Annotated in this window: 21 protein-coding genes and 1 riboswitch; of the genes, 4 read left to right on the forward strand and 17 right to left on the reverse strand. The window is 36.8% G+C overall.

All coding sequences use genetic code 11. The features are described from left to right. Positions 1 to 66 precede the first annotated feature (66 nt). From ACFVT8_RS17675 to ACFVT8_RS17710, 8 genes are all read right to left on the reverse strand, one after another. On the reverse strand, positions 67 to 1,809 hold the full coding sequence (locus ACFVT8_RS17675) for a methyl-accepting chemotaxis protein (protein WP_387084350.1): 1,743 nt from the start codon (positions 1,807 to 1,809) through the stop codon (positions 67 to 69). Positions 1,810 to 2,108: 299 nt separating this feature from the next. Then, positions 2,109 to 3,404 (reverse strand): arsenic transporter, encoded by a 1,296-nt coding sequence (locus ACFVT8_RS17680; protein ID WP_387084352.1) that lies wholly within the window; start codon positions 3,402 to 3,404, stop codon positions 2,109 to 2,111. A gap of 337 nt (positions 3,405 to 3,741) precedes the next feature. After that, positions 3,742 to 4,461, reverse strand: coding sequence for a YebC/PmpR family DNA-binding transcriptional regulator (locus tag ACFVT8_RS17685; RefSeq protein ID WP_132361468.1), 720 nt, complete (start codon positions 4,459 to 4,461; stop codon positions 3,742 to 3,744). Positions 4,462 to 4,832: 371 nt separating this feature from the next. Next, positions 4,833 to 5,297, reverse strand: coding sequence for a low molecular weight protein-tyrosine-phosphatase (locus ACFVT8_RS17690; RefSeq protein WP_387084354.1), 465 nt, complete (start codon positions 5,295 to 5,297; stop codon positions 4,833 to 4,835). A 156-nt stretch (positions 5,298 to 5,453) separates the two neighbouring features. Further along, the gene (locus ACFVT8_RS17695; protein WP_387084356.1) at positions 5,454 to 6,062 is read right to left on the reverse strand and encodes a lysophospholipid acyltransferase family protein; all 609 of its coding nucleotides are present in this window, start codon (positions 6,060 to 6,062) and stop codon (positions 5,454 to 5,456) included. Positions 6,063 to 6,144: 82 nt separating this feature from the next. After that, the gene (locus ACFVT8_RS17700) at positions 6,145 to 6,981 is read right to left on the reverse strand and encodes a putative RNA methyltransferase (RefSeq protein ID WP_387084358.1); all 837 of its coding nucleotides are present in this window, start codon (positions 6,979 to 6,981) and stop codon (positions 6,145 to 6,147) included. Then, positions 6,981 to 8,366 (reverse strand): MATE family efflux transporter, encoded by a 1,386-nt coding sequence (locus ACFVT8_RS17705; protein WP_387084360.1) that lies wholly within the window; start codon positions 8,364 to 8,366, stop codon positions 6,981 to 6,983. The genes ACFVT8_RS17700 and ACFVT8_RS17705 overlap by 1 nt, the downstream gene beginning before the upstream one ends. Before the next feature lie 227 nt (positions 8,367 to 8,593). After that, positions 8,594 to 9,361 (reverse strand): tyrosine-protein phosphatase, encoded by a 768-nt coding sequence (locus ACFVT8_RS17710; RefSeq protein WP_387084362.1) that lies wholly within the window; start codon positions 9,359 to 9,361, stop codon positions 8,594 to 8,596. 146 nt (positions 9,362 to 9,507) lie between these two features. On the opposite strand from ACFVT8_RS17710, the gene ACFVT8_RS17715 reads away from it, so the two are divergent. Then, positions 9,508 to 10,092, forward strand: coding sequence for a hypothetical protein (locus ACFVT8_RS17715; RefSeq protein WP_387084364.1), 585 nt, complete (start codon positions 9,508 to 9,510; stop codon positions 10,090 to 10,092). On the opposite strand, the gene ACFVT8_RS17720 is transcribed toward ACFVT8_RS17715, so the two are convergent. The 7 genes from ACFVT8_RS17720 to ACFVT8_RS17750 form a co-directional block, all read right to left on the reverse strand. Next, positions 10,081 to 11,043 (reverse strand): ABC transporter substrate-binding protein, encoded by a 963-nt coding sequence (locus ACFVT8_RS17720; RefSeq protein WP_387084366.1) that lies wholly within the window; start codon positions 11,041 to 11,043, stop codon positions 10,081 to 10,083. The two genes, ACFVT8_RS17715 and ACFVT8_RS17720, sit on opposite strands and share 12 nt — an antisense overlap. Before the next feature lies 1 nt (position 11,044). After that, on the reverse strand, positions 11,045 to 11,587 hold the full coding sequence (locus ACFVT8_RS17725) for a hypothetical protein (protein ID WP_387084368.1): 543 nt from the start codon (positions 11,585 to 11,587) through the stop codon (positions 11,045 to 11,047). A 260-nt stretch (positions 11,588 to 11,847) separates the two neighbouring features. Next, a riboswitch (cobalamin riboswitch) is annotated at positions 11,848 to 12,048 on the reverse strand. A 217-nt stretch (positions 12,049 to 12,265) separates the two neighbouring features. After that, the gene (locus ACFVT8_RS17730) at positions 12,266 to 12,814 is read right to left on the reverse strand and encodes a hypothetical protein (RefSeq protein ID WP_387084370.1); all 549 of its coding nucleotides are present in this window, start codon (positions 12,812 to 12,814) and stop codon (positions 12,266 to 12,268) included. A 602-nt stretch (positions 12,815 to 13,416) separates the two neighbouring features. Next, positions 13,417 to 14,604: a C40 family peptidase gene (locus tag ACFVT8_RS17735; RefSeq protein WP_483869506.1), complete on the reverse strand. Its 1,188-nt coding sequence runs from the start codon at positions 14,602 to 14,604 to the stop codon at positions 13,417 to 13,419. Positions 14,605 to 15,101: 497 nt separating this feature from the next. After that, positions 15,102 to 17,090: an ABC1 kinase family protein gene (locus ACFVT8_RS17740; protein ID WP_387084374.1), complete on the reverse strand. Its 1,989-nt coding sequence runs from the start codon at positions 17,088 to 17,090 to the stop codon at positions 15,102 to 15,104. Positions 17,091 to 17,192: 102 nt separating this feature from the next. Next, on the reverse strand, positions 17,193 to 17,324 hold the full coding sequence (locus ACFVT8_RS17745; RefSeq protein WP_387084376.1) for a hypothetical protein: 132 nt from the start codon (positions 17,322 to 17,324) through the stop codon (positions 17,193 to 17,195). Between the two features lie 124 nt (positions 17,325 to 17,448). Beyond that, entirely contained in the window at positions 17,449 to 18,399 is a 951-nt protein-coding gene (locus ACFVT8_RS17750; RefSeq protein ID WP_387084378.1) for a c-type cytochrome, read from the reverse strand. Positions 18,400 to 18,569: 170 nt separating this feature from the next. On the opposite strand from ACFVT8_RS17750, the gene ACFVT8_RS17755 reads away from it, so the two are divergent. Both ACFVT8_RS17755 and ACFVT8_RS17760 read left to right on the forward strand, forming a co-directional pair. Continuing rightward, on the forward strand, positions 18,570 to 18,812 hold the full coding sequence (locus tag ACFVT8_RS17755) for a protein rep (protein ID WP_387084380.1): 243 nt from the start codon (positions 18,570 to 18,572) through the stop codon (positions 18,810 to 18,812). A gap of 33 nt (positions 18,813 to 18,845) precedes the next feature. Next, positions 18,846 to 19,019, forward strand: a complete 174-nt coding sequence (locus tag ACFVT8_RS17760) for a hypothetical protein (protein ID WP_387084382.1) — start codon at positions 18,846 to 18,848, stop codon at positions 19,017 to 19,019. 43 nt (positions 19,020 to 19,062) lie between these two features. On the opposite strand, the gene ACFVT8_RS17765 is transcribed toward ACFVT8_RS17760, so the two are convergent. Then, positions 19,063 to 19,524 (reverse strand): hypothetical protein, encoded by a 462-nt coding sequence (locus ACFVT8_RS17765; RefSeq protein ID WP_387084384.1) that lies wholly within the window; start codon positions 19,522 to 19,524, stop codon positions 19,063 to 19,065. A 120-nt stretch (positions 19,525 to 19,644) separates the two neighbouring features. Here ACFVT8_RS17765 and ACFVT8_RS17770 point away from each other — a divergent pair, with 120 nt between their 5' ends. Beyond that, positions 19,645 to 19,872: a hypothetical protein gene (locus ACFVT8_RS17770; protein WP_387084386.1), complete on the forward strand. Its 228-nt coding sequence runs from the start codon at positions 19,645 to 19,647 to the stop codon at positions 19,870 to 19,872. A 94-nt stretch (positions 19,873 to 19,966) separates the two neighbouring features. Here the strand turns inward: ACFVT8_RS17770 and ACFVT8_RS17775 are convergent, their stop codons facing one another. Beyond that, positions 19,967 to 20,053: a DUF3967 domain-containing protein gene (locus ACFVT8_RS17775; RefSeq protein ID WP_387084724.1), complete on the reverse strand. Its 87-nt coding sequence runs from the start codon at positions 20,051 to 20,053 to the stop codon at positions 19,967 to 19,969. Positions 20,054 to 20,738: the final 685 nt, after the last annotated feature.

Here is a 20,738-nt window from a genome sequence, read left to right on the forward strand (position 1 = left end):
TTATTAACGTTTAGACAAAAAAAAGGATGCTTGTACTAGAATTACTGTACAAACATCCCTGATTAATTATCTTAATATAAAGCGCTTAATAGATTCCTGTAACGCAGTTATTTCATCTGTTAAATCATTGGAAGATTCACTAACAAGCTGAATAGCACGCTGCTGTTCATCAACGGATGCCGTTACTTCCTCTGATGCAGCAGCATTTTTCTCACTAATCATCGCAATACTTTCGATAGATTGCATAATGTAATCCTTAGAGCTATTCAAATATTCTACCCCTGCAGTCATTTCCCCAATGACAGAAATAATTTTCTCTACGGACAATTCAATTTCCTTGAAGGATGACTCTGTTATGGCAACCGAATCATTTTGTTGACGAACAATAACATTTGTTTTCTTCATCTCATCGTTCACTAAATTCGTTTCACTTTCAATCCCCTTTAAAGTTGTACGAACCAGTTCAGTTGCTACAGATGTTTGATCCGCTAGCTTACGCACCTCCTCAGCAACAACCGCAAAGCCCTTGCCATGCTCACCAGCTCTAGCTGCCTCAATGGATGCATTTAATGCAAGTAGATTCGTCTGATCAGAAATCTCGGTAATGGTACCAACAATGCCTTCAATTTCCCTTACTTTCACAATTAAACTATTAAATACAGCATAAACATTATTAATCAATTCTGAAGACTCGTGTGATTTCTCTTTTAAGCCGTTTAAATTTATAAGCCCCTCTTGATTTGATCGTTTCATATGTTGAGATGCATCAAGCATTACTTCATTTTTGTCATGCAATCCTTCTATCTGCTGTGCAAAATCGATGGCAGTTCTATTCGTATCCTCAGCTTCTGAAGCTTGTTTTACTGCTCCATCCGAAACCTCATTTATCGCTTTTACTATTTCATCTCCATAAGCGTTTGTTTCCTCTGCTACAGATGTTAGATTTGACGATGTCGATTGAATTTCTACAATAGCTTCCTCTACATCTGTAATTAATGTTTTCAGTTGATCAACCATTTCATTAAAACCTTCATTTAACTGACCAATTTCATCTGAGCGTTGTAGATTTTCAATTTCTACAGTTAAATTCCCCTTCGCTACCTCACGTACGCGTTTAGATATTCTTTGCACCGGTAAAGCTAAATGTCTTGAAACCATTATGACAACTACAGTTCCTATAATAATAGCACCTAATAATGTAATACCAATAACGAGTAATAATGAATTAGCTTCTTTATTAAAGTCTTGCATATATGTACCCGATGCAATAATCCATCCCCAATTAGGCTCCTTGACAGAATAAATTATTTTTGGAGCTAATACATCTTGACCAGGTAACGCAAACTCATATTGTGTAAATCCTCCACCAGCGAGTGCTTTTTCGATTACTTCTCGAATAAAGTAATTCCCACTACTATCTTTATCGTTCCACAGGCTATCCCCTTCTCGAGTCGGATGGGTTGTTAATGTCCCTTTCTCATCTAAAACATATATATAACCATACTTCCCTAAGTCTCCAGGATAATTAATTGGTCTCTTTCCTTCACTATCCTTTGGTCCTAGAAGAGCCTCTCGCACCCGTTCTTGTGCAACTTCCAATGGAACGTCGCCTCTTTTAACACTCTCATTTGCAAGTTCGATTAATTGCAAAGTAGATTCAACACTATTCTTGATAACTTGTTCGCCAATATTCTCCATACCTTTATTCGCTTTGTTATAACTAACCAGACCTATTACTAAACTAGGAATAATTAATAGTGCTAATGAAATGATAATTAGTTTCCCCTGTATTGAACGTAAAAACTTCATGCTTTAGCCCCCTTTTTCTCTTCGCCCACCATGACTATTAATCTATATTATGTTATGATTTTAATTTTTCCACAATGGGTAAAACGTAATTTAAGCATGAATTATTTTCCTTTTTATCCGGAAATGCTACGCCTCCATAAAGTGGGACGATATACGTTTCTTCTTATATAAAACAAATGTTATCTTAAACTCCTGGTGTTGAATCTCAAATATGCTATTTTGACATTTCAATAAAAAAACTATCTTTCTACAGCGAGATGCTTTATAGAAAAATAGTTTTTTGATTTTATCGTATTTACCTATGATATGATCATAATCCAGGCTACTAAAGCTATTAAAGTAGCGAGCAGAGTTGGGATTGTTAGAACAATACCTATTTTTAAATACTGAACCCAACCAATTTTTATTCCTTTTTGCTTCAATATATGAAGCCATAACAACGTTGCGAGTGAGCCAATCGGTGTCATTTTAGGACCTAAATTTGTGCCGATGATATTTGCATAAATAAGACCTTCTTTAATAATGCCAGTTGCACTAGTTTCAGCAATAGCTAATGCATCGATCATTACAGTTGGTAGGTTATTCATAATAGCTGACAAAATCGCAGCTACAAACCCCATCGTTATCGTCGCTACCATCAGCCCTTGTTGTATAGCGTGCTCTAATAGACTTGCTAACAATCCTGTCATCCCTACATTTTTCAAACCATATACAACTACATACATACCGATAGAAAAGAACACAATATTCCATGGTGCCCCTTTCACAACTCTCTTTGTATCTACAATATGGCTACGTCGTGCAAGTAGGAAAAAGATAGCTGCTACACTACATAAAATAAATGATACAGGAATTTTGAAAAACTCACTCATAAAGAAACCAACTAATAAAATGGCTATAACATACCATGATAATAAAAATAATCGCGAATCCCGAATTGCAAGCTTTGGATTACCTACTGCCTCAAGTGAATATTCTTTTGGAATCGAACGACGAAAGACCATATAAAGTACTGTTATACTTGCCAGTAAGGAAATTAAGTTCGGTATGAACATATGTAAGAAATATTCCATAAATCCAATGCCAAAATAGTCTGCCGACACAATATTCGTTAAATTACTAATAACTAACGGTAATGATGTTGTGTCTGCTATAAATCCACTTGCAATAATAAAAGGAAAGACCATTTTATCGCTTAAATTTAACTTACGAATCATCGCTAGAACGATTGGTGTTAATATTAAGGCTGCACCATCATTTGCAAATAGTGCTGAAACAATCGCACCTAGACAAGAAAGATAAATGAATAAGCGTATACCACTTCCCTTTGCCACGCGTGCCATATGGAGGGCAGACCATTCAAAGAATCCTATTTCATCTAAAATAAGTGAAATGAAAATAATTCCTATAAACGATAACGTTGCATTCCAAACGATCCCTGTCACCTCAACAACATCTTGCCAAGTAACAACTCCGAATATCAACGCAATTGCAGCACCAATACAAGCAGACCAGCCGATCGATATTTTACGTGGCTGCACTATTACAAAAAATAAAGTTACTAAAAATATAGCAATCGCTAAAAGAGCTTGCACCGTTTTCCTCCCTATTAAATCAATTATGCCTCGGCATAATTGCGTCCGGAATCTGCTTTGTGCAAGCACAAAGACCTCCTTTCGATTCCGTGACATCCGCCGGAGGCTTTGGGCCAACAAATGTTTTCTGTGCGAAAGCGTAGTGTTAACGCAGCGGCAGCAACACGATGTTGGTCACTCAATCGTTGCCACAGGACAGGGCTTCTTAGACTGAGTTCCTCTATTTCAGCTGATGTTTTTTGTACCGAAAGTGTAGCGACAGGTACAGATATTTGGACACCCGCTGAAAGAAGTTAAAAACCAGTAGCTTTAATTGCTACTGGTTTTATTGTTTATATTATTCGCCTAAATCTGCATTATGATAAACGTTTTGGACATCCTCTAAATCTTCTAATGCATCAATTAATTTTTCAAATTTCGCAATGTCGTCACCAGTTAATGCTACTTCTGTTTGAGGAAGCATTGAAAGCTCTGCTACTGTAAATTCTTGAACGCCAGCTGCTTTTAAAGCTTCTTGTGTTGCAAAGAATTGGTCAGGCTCTGCATAAATAATAACAGCCTCATCTTCTTCTAGGATATCACGAGCATCAATATCTGCTTCCATTAAAATTTCAAGAACTTCATCTGCTGATTTACCTTCTAAACCAACTACTGCTGTTGAATCAAACATGTAGGCAACAGATCCACTGACACCCATATTTCCATTATTTTTACCAAACGCAGCACGTACATCAGAAGCAGTACGGTTAACATTATTTGTTAAAGCATCAACGATTAACATAGTACCAGCTGGTCCGAAACCTTCATAACGTAATTCGTCGAAGTTTTCATCGCCGCCACCCTTCGCTTTATCAATTGCTTTTTCAATAATATGTTTAGGAACACTGTATGTTTTTGCTCGTTCAAGAACAACTTTAAGGGCACGGTTTGACTCAGGATCTGGTTCGCCTGATTTAGCTGCCACATAAATTTCACGTCCGAATTTTGCATTGATACGGCTTGTGCTTTGGTCTTTAGACGCTTTCTTTTCTTTAATATTGTTCCACTTACGACCCATAGTTTCCACTCTCTTTCAAATAATAAGTTTATAAAAATCATAGATGCGCAGTTGCACATCTGTAAATGGTAATTAAATACTTATCGTATCTTTACTCTGCAAATAATAACACAGATGATGCATTCAAGGCTAGATATCCCAATGTTTAAGATCATTTTCTGAAGGATCAATTGTAAAAAATAGTATTATCACCATAACTGAGGGTTTGATTTCCGTTCCGACTGAGCTCTTTCCTAAAGGGCTTCCGAGGTCGTCCTATCTTCACTCCAATCAACTTCACTACAATGACATATGTTTTAACAAAATGTCTTTAACTTCGGTGATGAAAAACAGTAATGCATTATTTAGATTTCCATTACAATTGTTAACTCTTACAGCTTGTGTTGTCTTTTAATTTTTTCTAATAACGCATGACAGCCTTCTAAAGCTAGATCATAAGTTTCTTGAAAATCTCCAGTGTAGTACGGATCAGGCACGTCTTTTCGATGGTCGGTTAAATCTAAAAAGCGGAAAATCTTTGGAGAATCAGGATTGCTAAGCATCGTTCGGATATTGTGTATATTGCTTTCATCCATGCCAATAATGTAATCGAAATTTTCAAAGTCAGCCTTTTGTAATTGTCGGCCTTGCATCCCCTTTGTTGAGATGCCATATTCTTTTAGCTTATTTTGTGTTCCTCTGTGAGGTGGTTCACCAATATGCCAAGAGCTTGTTGCCGCCGAATCTACTTCGACTTCATTACTTAAATGCTCTTTTTCTACTAAATCGCGCATGACCGCTTCAGCCATTGGTGATCGGCATATATTCCCCAAACATACAAAAAGTACTCGAATCATTTTTATATCCTCCTACAACAAAGCACTCAAAATCCATGATTCTGAGTGCTTTCTAAGTTATCCAGCATATAACTGCTGGCAGGAAGCTACTCCCCTTCAAAAGGTTGTGAAGGTTTGTTTTCTTCACAGGGATGCCTCATCTGAATTTATTTCATTTTATTTCTTTTCTGCCGCAACTCGCTTCTCTAATTCTTCCGTTAACGCCACTAATTCATGCTCAAGGCGATGTGTAAATTCCTCGCGTCCTTCTTTACCTTTACCCGTTACATAAAATGGCTCTCCATAAATTAGATAACCCTTTCCACGCTTAAAGACATCACCAGCATTACGCGCACCAACATAAGCAGCCGGTACAATTTGCGCTTTTGACAGCTGTGCTATTGTAATCGCACCTTGCTTTAAATCCGTCCCCTCAGCATTTCGCGTTCCAGATGGGAAAATCCCTACGATTTTACCCTCTTTCAATAACTGCGAAGGGATTTTAATAACACTCGGTCCTGGATTGTCACGGTCAACCGGAAAGGCATTTAAACGCTCTATAAGCCAACCAAGGCCTTTTATATCAAACAATTGCTTTTTAGCCATAAAGTGAATTTCTCGAGGAGTCATTGCAACTCCCAGATTTAAAATATCCACATAACCCGTATGTGTACATGCAATAATAAACCCACCTTCCTTCGGTAAGTTTTGCTCCTCATATACACGCGCCTTTGAGCCTGTTAATTTTAATATCACTTTGACAAGATTTGCTATAAATTTATACACCGTTTCATTCCTACCTTATTCAATAGTTATCCCCATTGTAATCGAAAAGACCCGTATACTGCAATTGCATGTCTAAAAGAAGTTACACCTTTCCCACTAATATATCAACATCAATTGTAATTTCATTTAACTTGATATTGGCTTCCTCTTTTTTATGCCAGCCCATCGGTGTCATTTCAAGCAGTGCTGGTACAAGCTCTGTAGCTAGCGGTACCGTATAAGTAATACGCTCCACACTAACATCGGCAAAGCTTTCTTTAAAGCGAGCAACGATTTGTTCATTCGAATAGGACTCTTTAGTAGAATCCGCATATAATTGTGCTCGAAGCTCTTGTAGGTACCCGCTTTGAGGGACAACCTTTACAACACAACCATCGTGAGTTAATAGACGTTTAAATTCTTCGTAATTGGCGGGTGATAAAATATTTAATATGGCATCGAAGCTTGATTTTGCAAATGGACTTTTCGCTAAATCACCAACACACCAAATTTGCTCTGGATAATGTCGGGATGCAGCAAGTATGCCTTCTTTTGCTATATCAATACCAATACCAATACAGTTACCTTTTTTATCTTCCATAATACGTGCTAAATGTGAACCCTCACCACATCCTGTATCCAGCACGGTTTCCGCATTTGCAATTAGCTCTCCGATTTTATCTTCTACTAAATCATAGATACCACTTTCAATAACCGATTTTCTAGATTCAAAGAGATCTTTACTGTACTTAGAAACAGCACCATGTGTCAGCATATTGACGTAGCCCTGCTTGGCAATATCAAAAGAATGATTTGAGGAACATACTAACCTACCTTGCTCAAAAACATCCATTGACTCCTGACAAATCGGACAAGCAAAAAGCTTCATATTTTTATCCATTAAGGCTGCCCCTGCAGCTCTTTTAGATAGTGCTCCCATTAATTTGCCTCCTTCTGTTCTGTAGGTGAAACCAGTGCAAAACGCTCCCACTTACGACTTCTCCATCTAAAGTATACAATAATGGCTCGCATCCATTCATCTGCGGAAATTGCTAGCCAAATACCTACTAAACCCCAATCTAAAACGAATACAAACAAGTAGCCGAGCGGTAGGCTCATACATACCATTGATAAGAAACCGATTTTCACCGGGAATCTTGCATCCCCAGAGGCACGCAATGAATTAATAACTACAATATTCATCGTACGCCCTGTCTCAAGCAGAATACTTAATGCTAGGACTGATGACCCGATGGCTATGACCTCTGGATTATCAGTAAAAACATGCATAAGTTGCTTACGGAATATCGTCACAGCAGCAACCATAGTTATCGTAAAAGCAAAAGCTGCTCGTACACTTGTCCAAAGCTGATGATAAGCTTGTTCTTTTTTACCAGCACCTACATTTCGTCCAATAATTATAGCTGTGCCCGTCCCTATTGCAATTGCAAATAAATACGTAAACATCGAAATATTCATAGCATATTGTCTTGCTGCTAGTGTCTCCGATCCTAAATATGTTGCATAATAAAGGAAGACAATTTGACAGAACTGATAAAGTACCTGCTCAAATGCTGATGGTAAGCCTATATTTAATATTTTTCGAATATATTCTTTTGAATACTCAAAATAATATTCTAGCTTCACTCTTACCTCCATAACTTGATAAAACAACCAGAAAAACACGAGAATTGCTATTCCACGACTTATAACGGAGGAAATAGCCGCCCCCTTTACACCTAACTCCGGTAATCCTAAGTTACCAAAAATTAAACCGTAGTTTAATACAACGTGTAGCACATTCATACCTAGTGATACATACATCGTTTGCTTTGTCCATCCATGTACACGAATAATCGCTGCTAATGCATTTATAATTGCCTGTAAAAAAATAAAACTTCCTATAATCACTAAATAGCTTTGAGCGTATTTAAGCACTTCCCCCCGCAAGTTCATCATGGTCATTAAATGACTTGAAAAGATGAAAAATAAGACACTCATCATTAGTCCAACGACCAAATTCATCGTTACTGCTAAAGCAGAAATTTTCGCAGCTTCAAAAATGCGCCTTGAACCTAAATATTGAGATACAACAATGGAAGCACCATTACCAACTACTTCAAGTATTAAAATCGCAATATGAATATATTGATTGGCTGCACCAACTCCTGATACAGCATTGTCTGATAAAGCACTGAGCATAAATGTATCAGCTAGTCCCATTAACATAAATAAAAATACTTCTAAGAATATCGGCCACGTTAAATGGAACAAACTTAACTTATCTGCCTCTTGTATATCACTTTCTTTTAATGTATCTGCCAATACTTTTCACTTCTCCTATACGCTTTATAAAGATTTTTACGGGCAGTACCTAAACACTTCGCTTTCAATAAAGATAAATTACTGCCCGTTAACGTGGGATAAAAATATATAGTATCTTATCATAGATTTTTAGGGTGTAAAGAGTTTTTATAATGAAACCTTAAATTATAAACCTAGTATAATACGAAAAAAATCCCTCTCACAATTTTATGTGAAAGGGTTTCTTATCATAGTAAGCAATGGTCCTGCAATTGCTTACGTTTTTTTGTTGTTAAGCCGAACTCATGCTCTAAAAAAGCGGTCTTAGAGCCGTATCGGATATCCATTGCATCAAATGCTGCTTGTAAATAGTCCTCACGAGCAGACATTAAGGCATAAAATTGCTGTATTTCTCGATCGCTATAATCTTGCTGAATGGTCTGAGCCATTCGTTCTACTAAGGGACGTAAATGTACATTTGTATCTAAATAGTCCTCCATGATCGTTTCCTCAGGTACGTCTAAAGCAAGTAAAATAAGTGCACTACCAATACCTGTTCGATCCTTCCCGACCGCACAATGATGGACAAGCCCTAGGTTTTCAGGATGTTGAATCGTTGCTATTAACTCCTTGAACGAGGCATTATTAAAAGGCATTTGTGCATAAAATTCTCGGAACATCTCTGGGCTTACAACCTTATAAAAATCTTTTCCACCAGTATTTGTAGGCATCTCAAAAGCATGATTTCCCTTTGCGGGTATTTGAATATTCTTGGCATACTGGAATACCGGATTAGGATTATTATGAGCCTCATGGTTGTCTCGATAATCAAAAATTGTTTTCACACCTAGTGTTTCAAAAAGCTCCTTATCCGCTTTCGTCATTTTACCAAGTGCTGCTGAACGGTAAATCAAACCATTCTTAACAGTACGCCCATCTCTCGACTTATAACCACCCATATCACGGAAATTATAGACTGCCTCAAACGGTATAATCCTCATATCAAACTGTTTCACTCACTGCACCTCTCTCTGTTAGCAAGCATTCATATCTCTATTTTATAGAACAATTCGATATAATACCAATTTTCGCACTAGGAAATGTTATACACTACTTAGAGCGGTGAGGGGATTTTGAGCACTTATTTATCGGAACGGAGCGGGTGGCCGTATTACCTGATCACTTTTCTATCCAAGCGGATCTGTTTTCAACCTTACCCGATCACTTTTTCATCAAAGCGGATCACTTTTCAACCCTACCCGATCACTTTCTCTTCAAAGCGGATCAGTTTTCTACAATACCCGATCACTTCTTCATCCAAGCTGATCACTTTTCAACCTTACCCGTTCACTTCTTCATCAAAGCGGATCACTTTTCAACCCTACCCGATCACTTTTTCATCAAAGCAGATCAGTTTTCAACCTTACCCGATCACTTTTTCATCAAAGCTGATCACTTTTCAACCTTACCCGATCACTTCTTCATCCAAGCGGATCACTTTTCAACCTTACCCGATCACTTCTTCATCAAAGCTGATCACTTTTCAACCCTACCCGATCACTTTCTCTTCAAAGCGGATCAGTTTTCTACTCTACCCGATCACTTCTTCATCAAAGCTGATCAGTTTTCAACCTTACCCGATCACTTCTTCACCGAAAAGAAACCGGTTTTTACCCAAGCATTCACTTTTACCCATTCAAAAAAGCTGCCCTTAATAAAGGACAGCTCCAAAATACTATTTAAATAACTCAGGGTATACTGCTTTTGCTATTAACTCAACAGCTTCGCCAATACGCGGACCCGGACGGTTTGAAATATCAGTATCTATAGAATAAACCGCTTTATTTTGAATGGCAGTGATTGAACTCCATCCATCACGAGAAAGAATTTCTGCCGTTGGGTTTTTCACATAGTTTACTGTTGTTAAAATGACATCTGGATTTTTCGCAATAATATCTTCCTCAGATACCTTTGCCCAACTTTTGAGGTCACCAAAAACGTTCTTAACATTTGCAGCATCTAAAATCTCTTGTTGGAATGTTCCAGAACCAGGTGTATATATGTCTGGCTTCGGACTTATTTCTAAATAGATATTTTTTGGTTCTTTCACATCTTTAACTTTTGCTTGGACTTCTGCAATTTTACCTTTAATATCATCATTTAACTTGTCGCCTTTATCTTTGATTCCCATAACCGTTGCGATTTGTTGGATATCCCCGTACACATCATCAAATGTTTTAGCCGATTGAATGGCAAACACTTTAATACCTGCATCTTCGAGACCTTTTAAGGCATTTAAATTTTCTTCATCGCCCCCAGTTGTATAGGCAATAACGACATCTGGCTTTAGGGCTAAAATACGCTCACTATTAAATGTTGTAGAAGTAGAGACGCGCTCAATTTTTTGCGCTTCTTCTGGATACGTATCATACTCAGTTGCACCAACGATTTTATCCCCCACACCTAGAGCAAATAAAATTTCTGTATTACTTGGTTGCAATGAAACAATAGTTTTAGGTGCGGTAGCAAACTCTACTTCTACACCACGGTCATCTTTAACTTTATAGCTAGTTTTCTCAACTTGTTGATCTTCCTTAGAAATAGTGCCTTTATTAGTATCCTCTTTAGTGCCACAGCCAACTAATACGAGTGCTAACATTAGCACAGAAAGCCATTGAAGCTTAAACATTTTCTTCATTTCATTGATTCTCCTTTTTCTTTTTCATCGGGTATGACTTACTAATAAACGGTATTTCAGCAATACCAGCCTGCTGATTTATAAAGACAGCCATTACAAAAAAGACATTGGCTAGTAATCCTAAATAATCAAAGAGAATAGTAGGTACTTCCCGTTCTTCAGATACTTTGTGCAAAACGCGATATGATTTTTTCGCCTCACTACGGCATAAATGTAATACGGTAGCAGCCTCTGTTCCTTGAGGTAATACAAAGTTCTGTATTTCCTCCCTTACATGACTTACATAAAAATCATAGCGATCACTGAGCCAAGTTAAATCGTCTTCGGTTACCGCCAATTTACCTCGGACTGAGCCATTTACATGGTAAGCCATTGGTAAAATAGCTAGCAAATCATCTGCTACTACCTCTACCGTTTCCTTTTTTACCGCCGCTAAAGCGACGCCAATATGTGTTGTAAGGCAATCCGTTCGAATTTCAAAATCTACCGTTGATGCCTTTTCACGCATAAATGGATAACAAGAATAACGTGCATCTTTTTTCAAATCTAAGTCCCCGCTTTCCTTCGTGAAAAATTCTTACTTTATTAATTTCGTCTTGATGTAATTGCCGTCCGGAGACTTTATCTTCATTTGAATGAAGATAAACATACTTTTTTGGATTTCATCAGGTGAAATATAAGTGCACATAAAAAAAACGTTGTTTCCACTCCTAAGGAAACAACGAAAATAACATAAAAATTGTCGCATAGATACGACATAGCCTATGTATTTGCCGCATATTCTCCTAGCTTCCGAAGAGTTATCTATACGTTCAAACAAAGGTCGGTCTCCTGGCTTGTACAGTTTATTCAATCACGTTGTGAGTCATAAAAACCTTCCCATCAAATAATTCGACAGTGGTATATCTTTATGATTCCTGTACTTACAGTTGCGGAAACAGCTTCGGTTTTTCACCGAATTCCCGATTATGCTATAGTTCAGCACCCTTATTCTGCAAGAATTATTCACTTGTAAAGCAGTTTAACATAGATTGATAGGAAAAAATAGCTGTGGAATTTGAATAAACAGATACGATGGATAACAATCAAGCATATATTAACTTTTGCACGCGGATATTTTCACTGCCCCATGGTACTGATAGTGGAGTCGTTTTACTTTACTTTTTCATACTTTATAAAGCTTAACGAAAGTTTTGCGCAAAAAATAGACATTTCATAACTTTTAACGGATGGCATTCTTATATTTCTTTTTGTATTTAACATCCCTCTCTTCCTCGATTAAACGTTGTGCAATCTCTAGTAATTTTGGGTCATTCGTTGCATCGAATAGCTTTTTAAAGGATACAATAATATCATAGCGTATTAATGTCGGATGTTTTTCGTCTAAGCATATTTGAAACCTTTTCGCCAAATAGGAAACGACTAAATCTCTTTGTACCTGCCCTGCTAAACCTATTCTCCAAATTGCTTGTAAAGTATGCCTCGCAGTCACTGTTTTTTCATCATACGTTACGGCCCAAATCTTTAAGAAGTCCTCTAATACTCTTTCTTCAGGATCACTTTTCGCTGCCAATGCGCATAAAAATTGTGCAGCACTTGCACGCACATGTTCGTTTTTGTATGTAAGAGCCTGAACAAGTTGTTCCCAAACTGAATATGTCCAATCAACTGGTTCCTGCATGATTTTCAATAATTCTTCGTATGATTTGTATTGTATATCAGGGTCACGCTCTGTTAAATTACTAAAAAGTTGCAAAATCTCTTTTTCCATGATTCATCCCTACCTTTATTGTTTCAGAACGTTAATAATGGTGTACTTATAAGTGTTGTCTTGATTTCTATTATTCGTTACTTTACTACTACGTAATTAAAGTCGCAAATGATTTTAATTTTAAAGCAAACCCTCGTATTGTATACTTCAAAATTATCAGAAATGGGTCACAACATGCAAGGGAACGTTTCTTTCAGTTATATAATAATACATTTTACACGTTAGCTTTATTATTAGATGTGTCATACTTGATGGCAATCATTATATGGATAAACTAGTAATATTCCTTCTCCTGGTCCTATTATCATTTTAGTAACTAGGGCTATAGTAGTAAATATATCTACTTATGTAAATTTATTCATCCTAGATGTTATTTTACTCATTATTCGTCGAGTAGTCGACCCTAAATTAATGGATTACCATATCGGTTGCGTGTTGGGTTACTCTCATGATTTTAAATATAGCATTGGACTAAGTAATAATCAGTTAGTTATAAGCTATACTCTAATACTCATCAAATAATAAAAAAGGCCATCTTTGTAATTTCTTTTACAAAGATGACCTTTTCGCTATTTAAATCGTCTATATAATATTAAGGCTTATTAAATACGACCGAAGCCTACTAAATATTGATTCCACCAATCAAGTGATTCAATTACAACACCTTTATTTTGAGCATCGATCATCGTGTTATTTCCTAAGTAAATACCTACATGCGCTATGCCTGAACCATAGCTGAAGAATACTAGGTCACCTACACGAGCTTCACTTGCTGAAATACGTTGTGTTGCTAAATATTGTTGTGATGCTGTACGTGGTAAAGATACACCTGCTTGTTTGTAAGACCATTGTACAAGACCTGAACAGTCAAATCCTGTTGATGGGTTACTGCCGCCCCAAACATAGCTACGGCCTAAGAATTGCTTTGCAGTTGAAATTGCATCACCTGAAGATGCAGTACCTGAACCAGAACCAACAACGACTTTTTGTGGTGCTTTTTCGTTGTTAGCTTTGCTATTGTTATTAGCTTTGCTACTATTGTTAGCGTTGCTGTTGCTATTATCGTTGTTTGTTGCTTGTACAACTGGAGTAGCTGCTTGAAGTGCACGTAAACGAGCTGCTTCTTCCTCTGCTGCTTTACGTTCTGCTTCTAAACGTTCTTCTTCTTGTTTCGTTGCAATTTGTGCCTTTAATGCAAGAGACTTCGCTTCATTTTCAGCTTTTTTTACTTCCATTTCGCTTTCCTTTTGTTGAAGCTCTTGGAATTGCTTTTGAAGCTCTTTTTGTTTTTCATCTAATGTTGTTTTTTGTTTCTCTAAGTTAGCCTTATCTGCTTCTTGTTGATCTACTAATTCTTGGTCAGCATCCATTAATGTTTTTACCGCTACGACACGGTCCATTAAATCTGCAAAGCTTTTTGATTCAAGAACAGCACTTAAATAAATACCTACAGTATTATCTTGAGCTTGGTATGCAGCCATACGATCACTTAAAATCGCTGAACGTTGCTCAATACGTTTTTTAGTATCTACAATATTTGCATCAACTTCTTTAATATCTGCTTGTACTTTGTTAAATACTTTTACTTTTTCATCGATATCTTTTTGTAGTTTAGTTAATTCGTCTTGAAGTTTTTTAACCTCTGTATCTATTTTAGCTTTTTTTTCGATCATTTGTTGAGATGTTTCTTCTGCGTGCACTACTGTTGGTTGAACTGTATTAAATAATAAGCCGCCAGCTAGTGCTAATGCTAGCACCATCGACTTACGCCATTTATTGCGCTTACCCACGTTATTCTTTCCCTTCACTAGTCAATTTCGCTCTTAGTATTTTAATGTAATCACTGGAACGATTTCTTTTTTTATTCTTATATTTTATTAGCCTTTTAAAGTTTAGCATTATTGGCATAACTTTTATACTATTTCACGTCTTTTTAATCGTTTAGTAAAACTCGAAACATTCTTGTAACATTCACGTAAATTCTTATAAATTCTACAAAATCGCGTTTTATTCTACATAGCAACGTTATTAGCTGTTTTACCATTAGACCCACTATTTGTTTTGTAATGTTTTTGTAATATTTCTCGAGAACATTATCAAGTATGCCTTGGCATAATTACGTCCAGAATCGGCTTTATGCTCGCACAAAGAACTCCTTTCCGATCCCGTGACATCTGCTAAAAGAAGTTAAAATAAAAAAGGTAAGGGAGTATTTCCCCTACCTAATAGATATAAATAAATGTGTTTCAATAAACAAAGATTGATTTTCGCTCCGTGTTGGCGCTTCCTATTGCCTCATAGAACGTAGCGCTTGAATAGAAAGCCGTACTAAAAGAATGGCACATAAAAATAATCCCAAGTATGCAGCTGTATTTAAGTAAACAGCGTACGCGTCACGAATAAATTGCGAGATTGCTAAAAGTGCTACAGAAATAATGCCAAAGGTAATACCTACGAGAAGTAAGACGAAACGGGAAAATAAATTTGTAATAAAACGAGCATTATCCTCATCCGAAAAAACATCGTGATGTAAGGTGATTTTTCCGCTTTCTACCCGTTGAATGAGCTGGTCAACTCGTCTTGGCATTTTGCGCAATGTCGGAATAAGCATGGCTAATTCTTCTTGTATACGTTCCTTTGTTGCCAACGGTTCTTTAAATGGCTTCAGGAAGGTTGCACGCATATATGTGGATGAAAAATCTTTCGCTTCTGTAAAAATATCAAAATTTGGGTCAATTACCCGTAATGTCCCCTCCAACGTTACTAATGAACGTAACGCTAAACCTACTGCTGGATAGAAAGAAAGACCGAAATCACGAACAACCATAAATAACGCATGTATTAACTCCTCTGTTGGAATTCGATCCACGTAAGAGATTTTCAAGAGAATTTGATCAATTGCTTGCTCTATCTTTACACGATCTGCTTGATCAGCGTTTTCAACCAATAATGTTAAGCCGTCAAATAAAGTACATGAATTATTTAGATGAATCCCCATTAAAATTAACTTTAAGCCCTCTTGTTGCTTAGCTCCTAAACGGCCAACAGCCCCAAAATCAAGAAGGATCGGTGTGCCATCCATCTCATCTATATGGATATTTCCTGGGTGTGGATCTGCATGAAATATACCCGAAACAAGCATTTGTTCAATGAAGGAGTATAAGACAGTCCGTGCAAACTGCCTACGATTATTTTCTAATCGATTAAATTCAGACGTAGCATTTGCAACACTTTTCCCCCGTATATATTCCATGACAATAATATTTTCATTACAATATTCTGTATAGATTTTAGGAATCCTCACCTTATAATCACTTTTAGCAAGAGCATTCGTCACCTGCAATGTATTACGAGCCTCAATATCTAAATGAACTTCCTCGCGTAACCCATCTCCAAATCCTTTAGCAAGCTCTCGAAAACCGAGTGACTCCGCCCATGTAGACTTGTTTGACAGCCAATTGGCAAATTTTTCCAAAATATCAAGATCGTCTCGCATGATTCCCTTCACTTCTGGACGTAGTAGCTTCACCACGACTTCATCAAAATTTTTCAATCGTGCCTTATGTACTTGTCCTATAGATGCTGCCGCAATCGGCTCCATTTGAAAGCTTGTAAATATTTCATTCATAGGCTTCGGAAGTGAATCTTCTAAAATTTGTGTTACCTGATCTGATGATAATGGCTTCACATTATGTTGTAACTTCTCTAACTCGTCAATAAAAATAGGTGAAAAAAGTTCCTTACGAGTAGAAAGTACCTGACCGAATTTAATAAATATCCCACCACATTGCTCCAAAGTTACCCTTAAAGCAATGGCAAGCTCCTTTTCATTTTCTCGTTGTCTTGTGTATTTAATTGTTTGGACAACGCCATTTGTCACTGCTATTTTTAACACCTGACGCAAACGCTTTTGCTGTCGCCAGTAGCTACGAAGGCGTAAAAATAAGTTTTTTTTGCCATTCCTACGATCTCTAGATGTAATACCACTTGGATCGAAAAGTTCAAAAACGAGATAGAGCAGCATCGAAATTAGTAGCATGCAGCCAATCCAAACAAGTGTACTGACTTCCGTCACCGTTTGCATCATTGGTTCGTATAAAAAATTTGTATGACGTAAATAGGTATACCAGTAAACAAAGGATGTTAGCGTCACACTAATAACTACAGAAAGAACCCTACGTATAAAATTAATGTTTGAACCAATTAATCGACCACTTACAAAATAAATAAGCCCTGATACAACAATGATTTCGATTAAAAATTTCAAAAAAATCAACAGCGTCACCTCCGATGCTATTTCCTAATACTGCTAGTATAACAAATTAAGACCTGTACTTCTTTTAATGTATAGAACGAGTAGCCAGAGAAATAGTTCTTATTAAAATATATGGTTTTGAGCCGCTTTGTTGTTGTTGTTGTTGTTGTTGTTGCTGTCGCTACGCTTTCGCACAGATAAAACATTTGCTGTCGCTTTCGCACAGAAAACATCCGCTGCGCTCCAATAACTCATCTCCATATACAACCTCAGATGTAGATTTCCATCTTTAGATAAAAAAATACCTTTAGACATAAATTATCTAAAGGTAAATCGAAACATATATTATTTCCACTCGCAAGAACGTTCTCTCATCATTTTAATTAGTGGAAAGCACTTGCTCCCAATTTATTGTGCCATTTTTAACTTGTTCCCGTTTTTCTTTATTCATAATATCATTAGGACGTCCGCCCTTTGGCCAATCTTTATCATGATTTTTCCATTCAGGTCGATCCTGCGATAAAATAAAGGCTGCTAAATCAGCGGCATCTTGATCCGTCAAAGTACCAGCTGCACCGACTGGCATATTATGTTTGACGTAGCCGGCCATTTTCGACATTCTCGCCATACCCGCTCCATCATTGAATGAGTTTTCACCCCATAATGCCGGACCTGTATTAGCACCAGTACCTGCGCCATCAGCTGCGTGACAAGCAATACAAGACTGGGCATATACTTCTTCACCGTTCTTAACATCCGGTATAGGAATGTTCTTCATAGTACTTGTGCCTACCCATTCACGCTCCACCCCGATAGGTACACCTTCTGAAATATAGGCAAAGTACGAAACCATCGCCTCTAACTCTTTACTATTCATGTCAAATTTCTTTCCGTTCATACTGCGAACCATACAACCATTAATACGCTCCTCAATCGTAACAATATCACCTGAGCGTGCAATATATTGAGGATAATTCGCCATTACACCTACTAATGACGAAACTTGCTCATCGTAACCTGCACCTGCATGACAGCTTGTGCAAGACAATTGATTTCCAACATATTCTTCTGCAGCAACATGTGTATTATTTACAAGCTCATAGCCATCTAATATCGCTTCCTTCATTGGCCCATCTGGTACTTCTTCAATGCTTGGCGGCGCATAGACAACTGACTGAGCAGCTGCTGATGTTGGAATTTTTGTTTGTACAGTGGCTTCATTGCTTTCTCCTTTAGCATCCCCTAAAATTTTGTCGCTAATGACTGCTCCGACAAAAAGTGTACCTGCTAACAGTACTGTCCCTGCTACTCCTGCTACTATAGGTTTCATCTATAATACCCCCCTTTGTATAATCACCTATATTTTAGCAAAATAGCATATTTTTCGATGTGAATTTTCTCACACCTCGCGTAAATAGAACCATTTAGCGGATAAAATTATGAAATTCATTGTTCTATAACACATTAAACGAGACTTAATACCTCTATGTATTATTCGGTGTGAATTATACTTCACCTTCAAATAAAAAAGAGCCTGAATGGACAAGCTTATGGCAAAAAGCCATGAAACTGGATTATACGCCAGTTGTGCGTGTGCAGGTAGTACGAGATGTGCGAAAAAAAGAGGTTGCTAGTCATTTGCCGGCAGGGTTGGCGAGTGCGGTCCAAGAGATGAGGGAATATTCGGTAAAAGAAGATGAGGATTATTTAACAGGGAATTTCGATGATAATTTAAGTATGTAGGCGATTTAGAAAAAGGAAAGGTTTGTATAAAAAATGCTTGATATGTTGAGTGGTTTGTTAAAAGAAGTTCATCAGGAATTGAATTTGGGTGGTGAAAATGGCAATTTAGTACATATCACTGAAAAAGAGGAAGTAAAAACGGAGGAAACAGCGTTAGTGTTGATTGCTCGTTGGAATTGGATGAAACAAAATTATTTTATAGAGTAGTGGCATATAGCCACTACTCTTTTATTTTTTAGTATGAAGGTATTTATTTAATGCTTTTTGGACCAGCACTTACATTTTCAACAAGTGTTACTGTTTTTAGTTTCTTCTTATATGAAGAATCACTATACATAGTGATTTCATGTTTATTTTGGAAAGTAGAACCAGCCATACGCATCCAAATTTTATCTGTGAAATAAGCTGTTTTCAAACTTTTATCTAGAATAACTACCCCAAATGCTGATAAAGGAGACGTGTACGGAGCCCCAATACCTAGTAATGTACCTAATGCAGATGCTGTTGCTACAGTCATTGCGTTCTGTGCTCCTGTATCTTTTTTCTTTGTTTCAACATATACCCAATCAGATGCAGCTGCTTCAGCGACAGGTGCTGTTAATTTTACTCCACTTTCTGTTGTTGATAAGCTTACAGGCGATAAAGCGAAAGTTGTGCCTAGTAAGGCTATGGATGCACCTGTAAATAATGTTTTTTTACCTAAAAAATTCATAATGTGTATCTCCCTGGTTGTGTTTTTTTAAGTAATATATTAAGATAATTTTCTGAACATATTACTCAATTATTATATTAACATGATTTTACAGTTAAGAAAAGGGGAAATTGGTATAAATTGAAAAAAGAAGATAAAATGGTGTACTTTGCACCTTTAACTATTATTATTGTTTGGTTATTAACTATTTTTGAACCTAAGGGATATAATTATATTGCTTTAGCGCTTTCTTCGGGTTTATTAGCTTTTATAGGCTATATGCGTAGAAAGAGTGTTATTGATAAGGTTGCGATGTTCTTAGGTGTAATTTTATTTTTTGTTTTTGTAGTATTGTATTTTGTAAAATGAGGGCGAGAAAAAAAGAGTGGCAATTGCTACTCTTTTTTCTTTTTATTGATTTAGATTGCTTAAACTGATTTTTTAAAAAAAGTGCCACCATATTTTATGGTAGCAGCAAGGTTTTTACTTGTTGTGTTTCGTGGATCGCCTTCATCAGTTGTTGATCACGTTCGATTTGTCGTTGTTCAATTCGTTCTAATTGCTCTACTAGTTTTTGATTGAATTCGTATTACGCTTTCATAAAATCAGTCCACATTTGTTCTTCTTGTAGCAGTATAGCTAAATTGGTGCGATATAAAATACTTTTTAATTCTTATAAACCCTTTGAATCACTTAAAATGGCTTACAGAGCATTTAAAAGGCCTGTAAAATCAAACCCATAAAAAAATTACGGGTCACCCGAACTCGCCCCCCTAAATGCCCATCATGTACCTCCTATTTTTTTATCCAGTTTAACTGCATAAAATTCAATGGATGGATTGAAAGGATTTTAGTAAGGTTAAGTTTCGGAACCATATAAGGTTGTTTTGGAAAATAGGAAAGAAAAATTAATACAGCTTCACATGGATGTGAGGTCAAATATAGATTAAATTGGGTTTTATGCAATGAAAATAAATAAGGAGACCTGGTATGTGGTAGAAGATACAAAAAGAACGCTTACTGTGTTAGCAGCTTTTCAATGAAACAGCCACACAAAAATATTGGAATTAAATCCCAACGAATTTTCATGGAAAATTTTTAAGTGGTGAAATAAATGCTTATACGGGTATACAGTGATGCAACTTGATGATTTCATGGCAGAGTTAGGGATACGTTTGAAATTGCTAAACGATAGAAAATTGTAAGTATGGGATTCAATGGGGCCAGCTATTTAA

This window comes from Lysinibacillus sp. NPDC058147, assembly GCF_042884205.1.
In the GTDB taxonomy this organism is placed as follows: Bacteria; Bacillota; Bacilli; order Bacillales_A; family Planococcaceae; genus Lysinibacillus.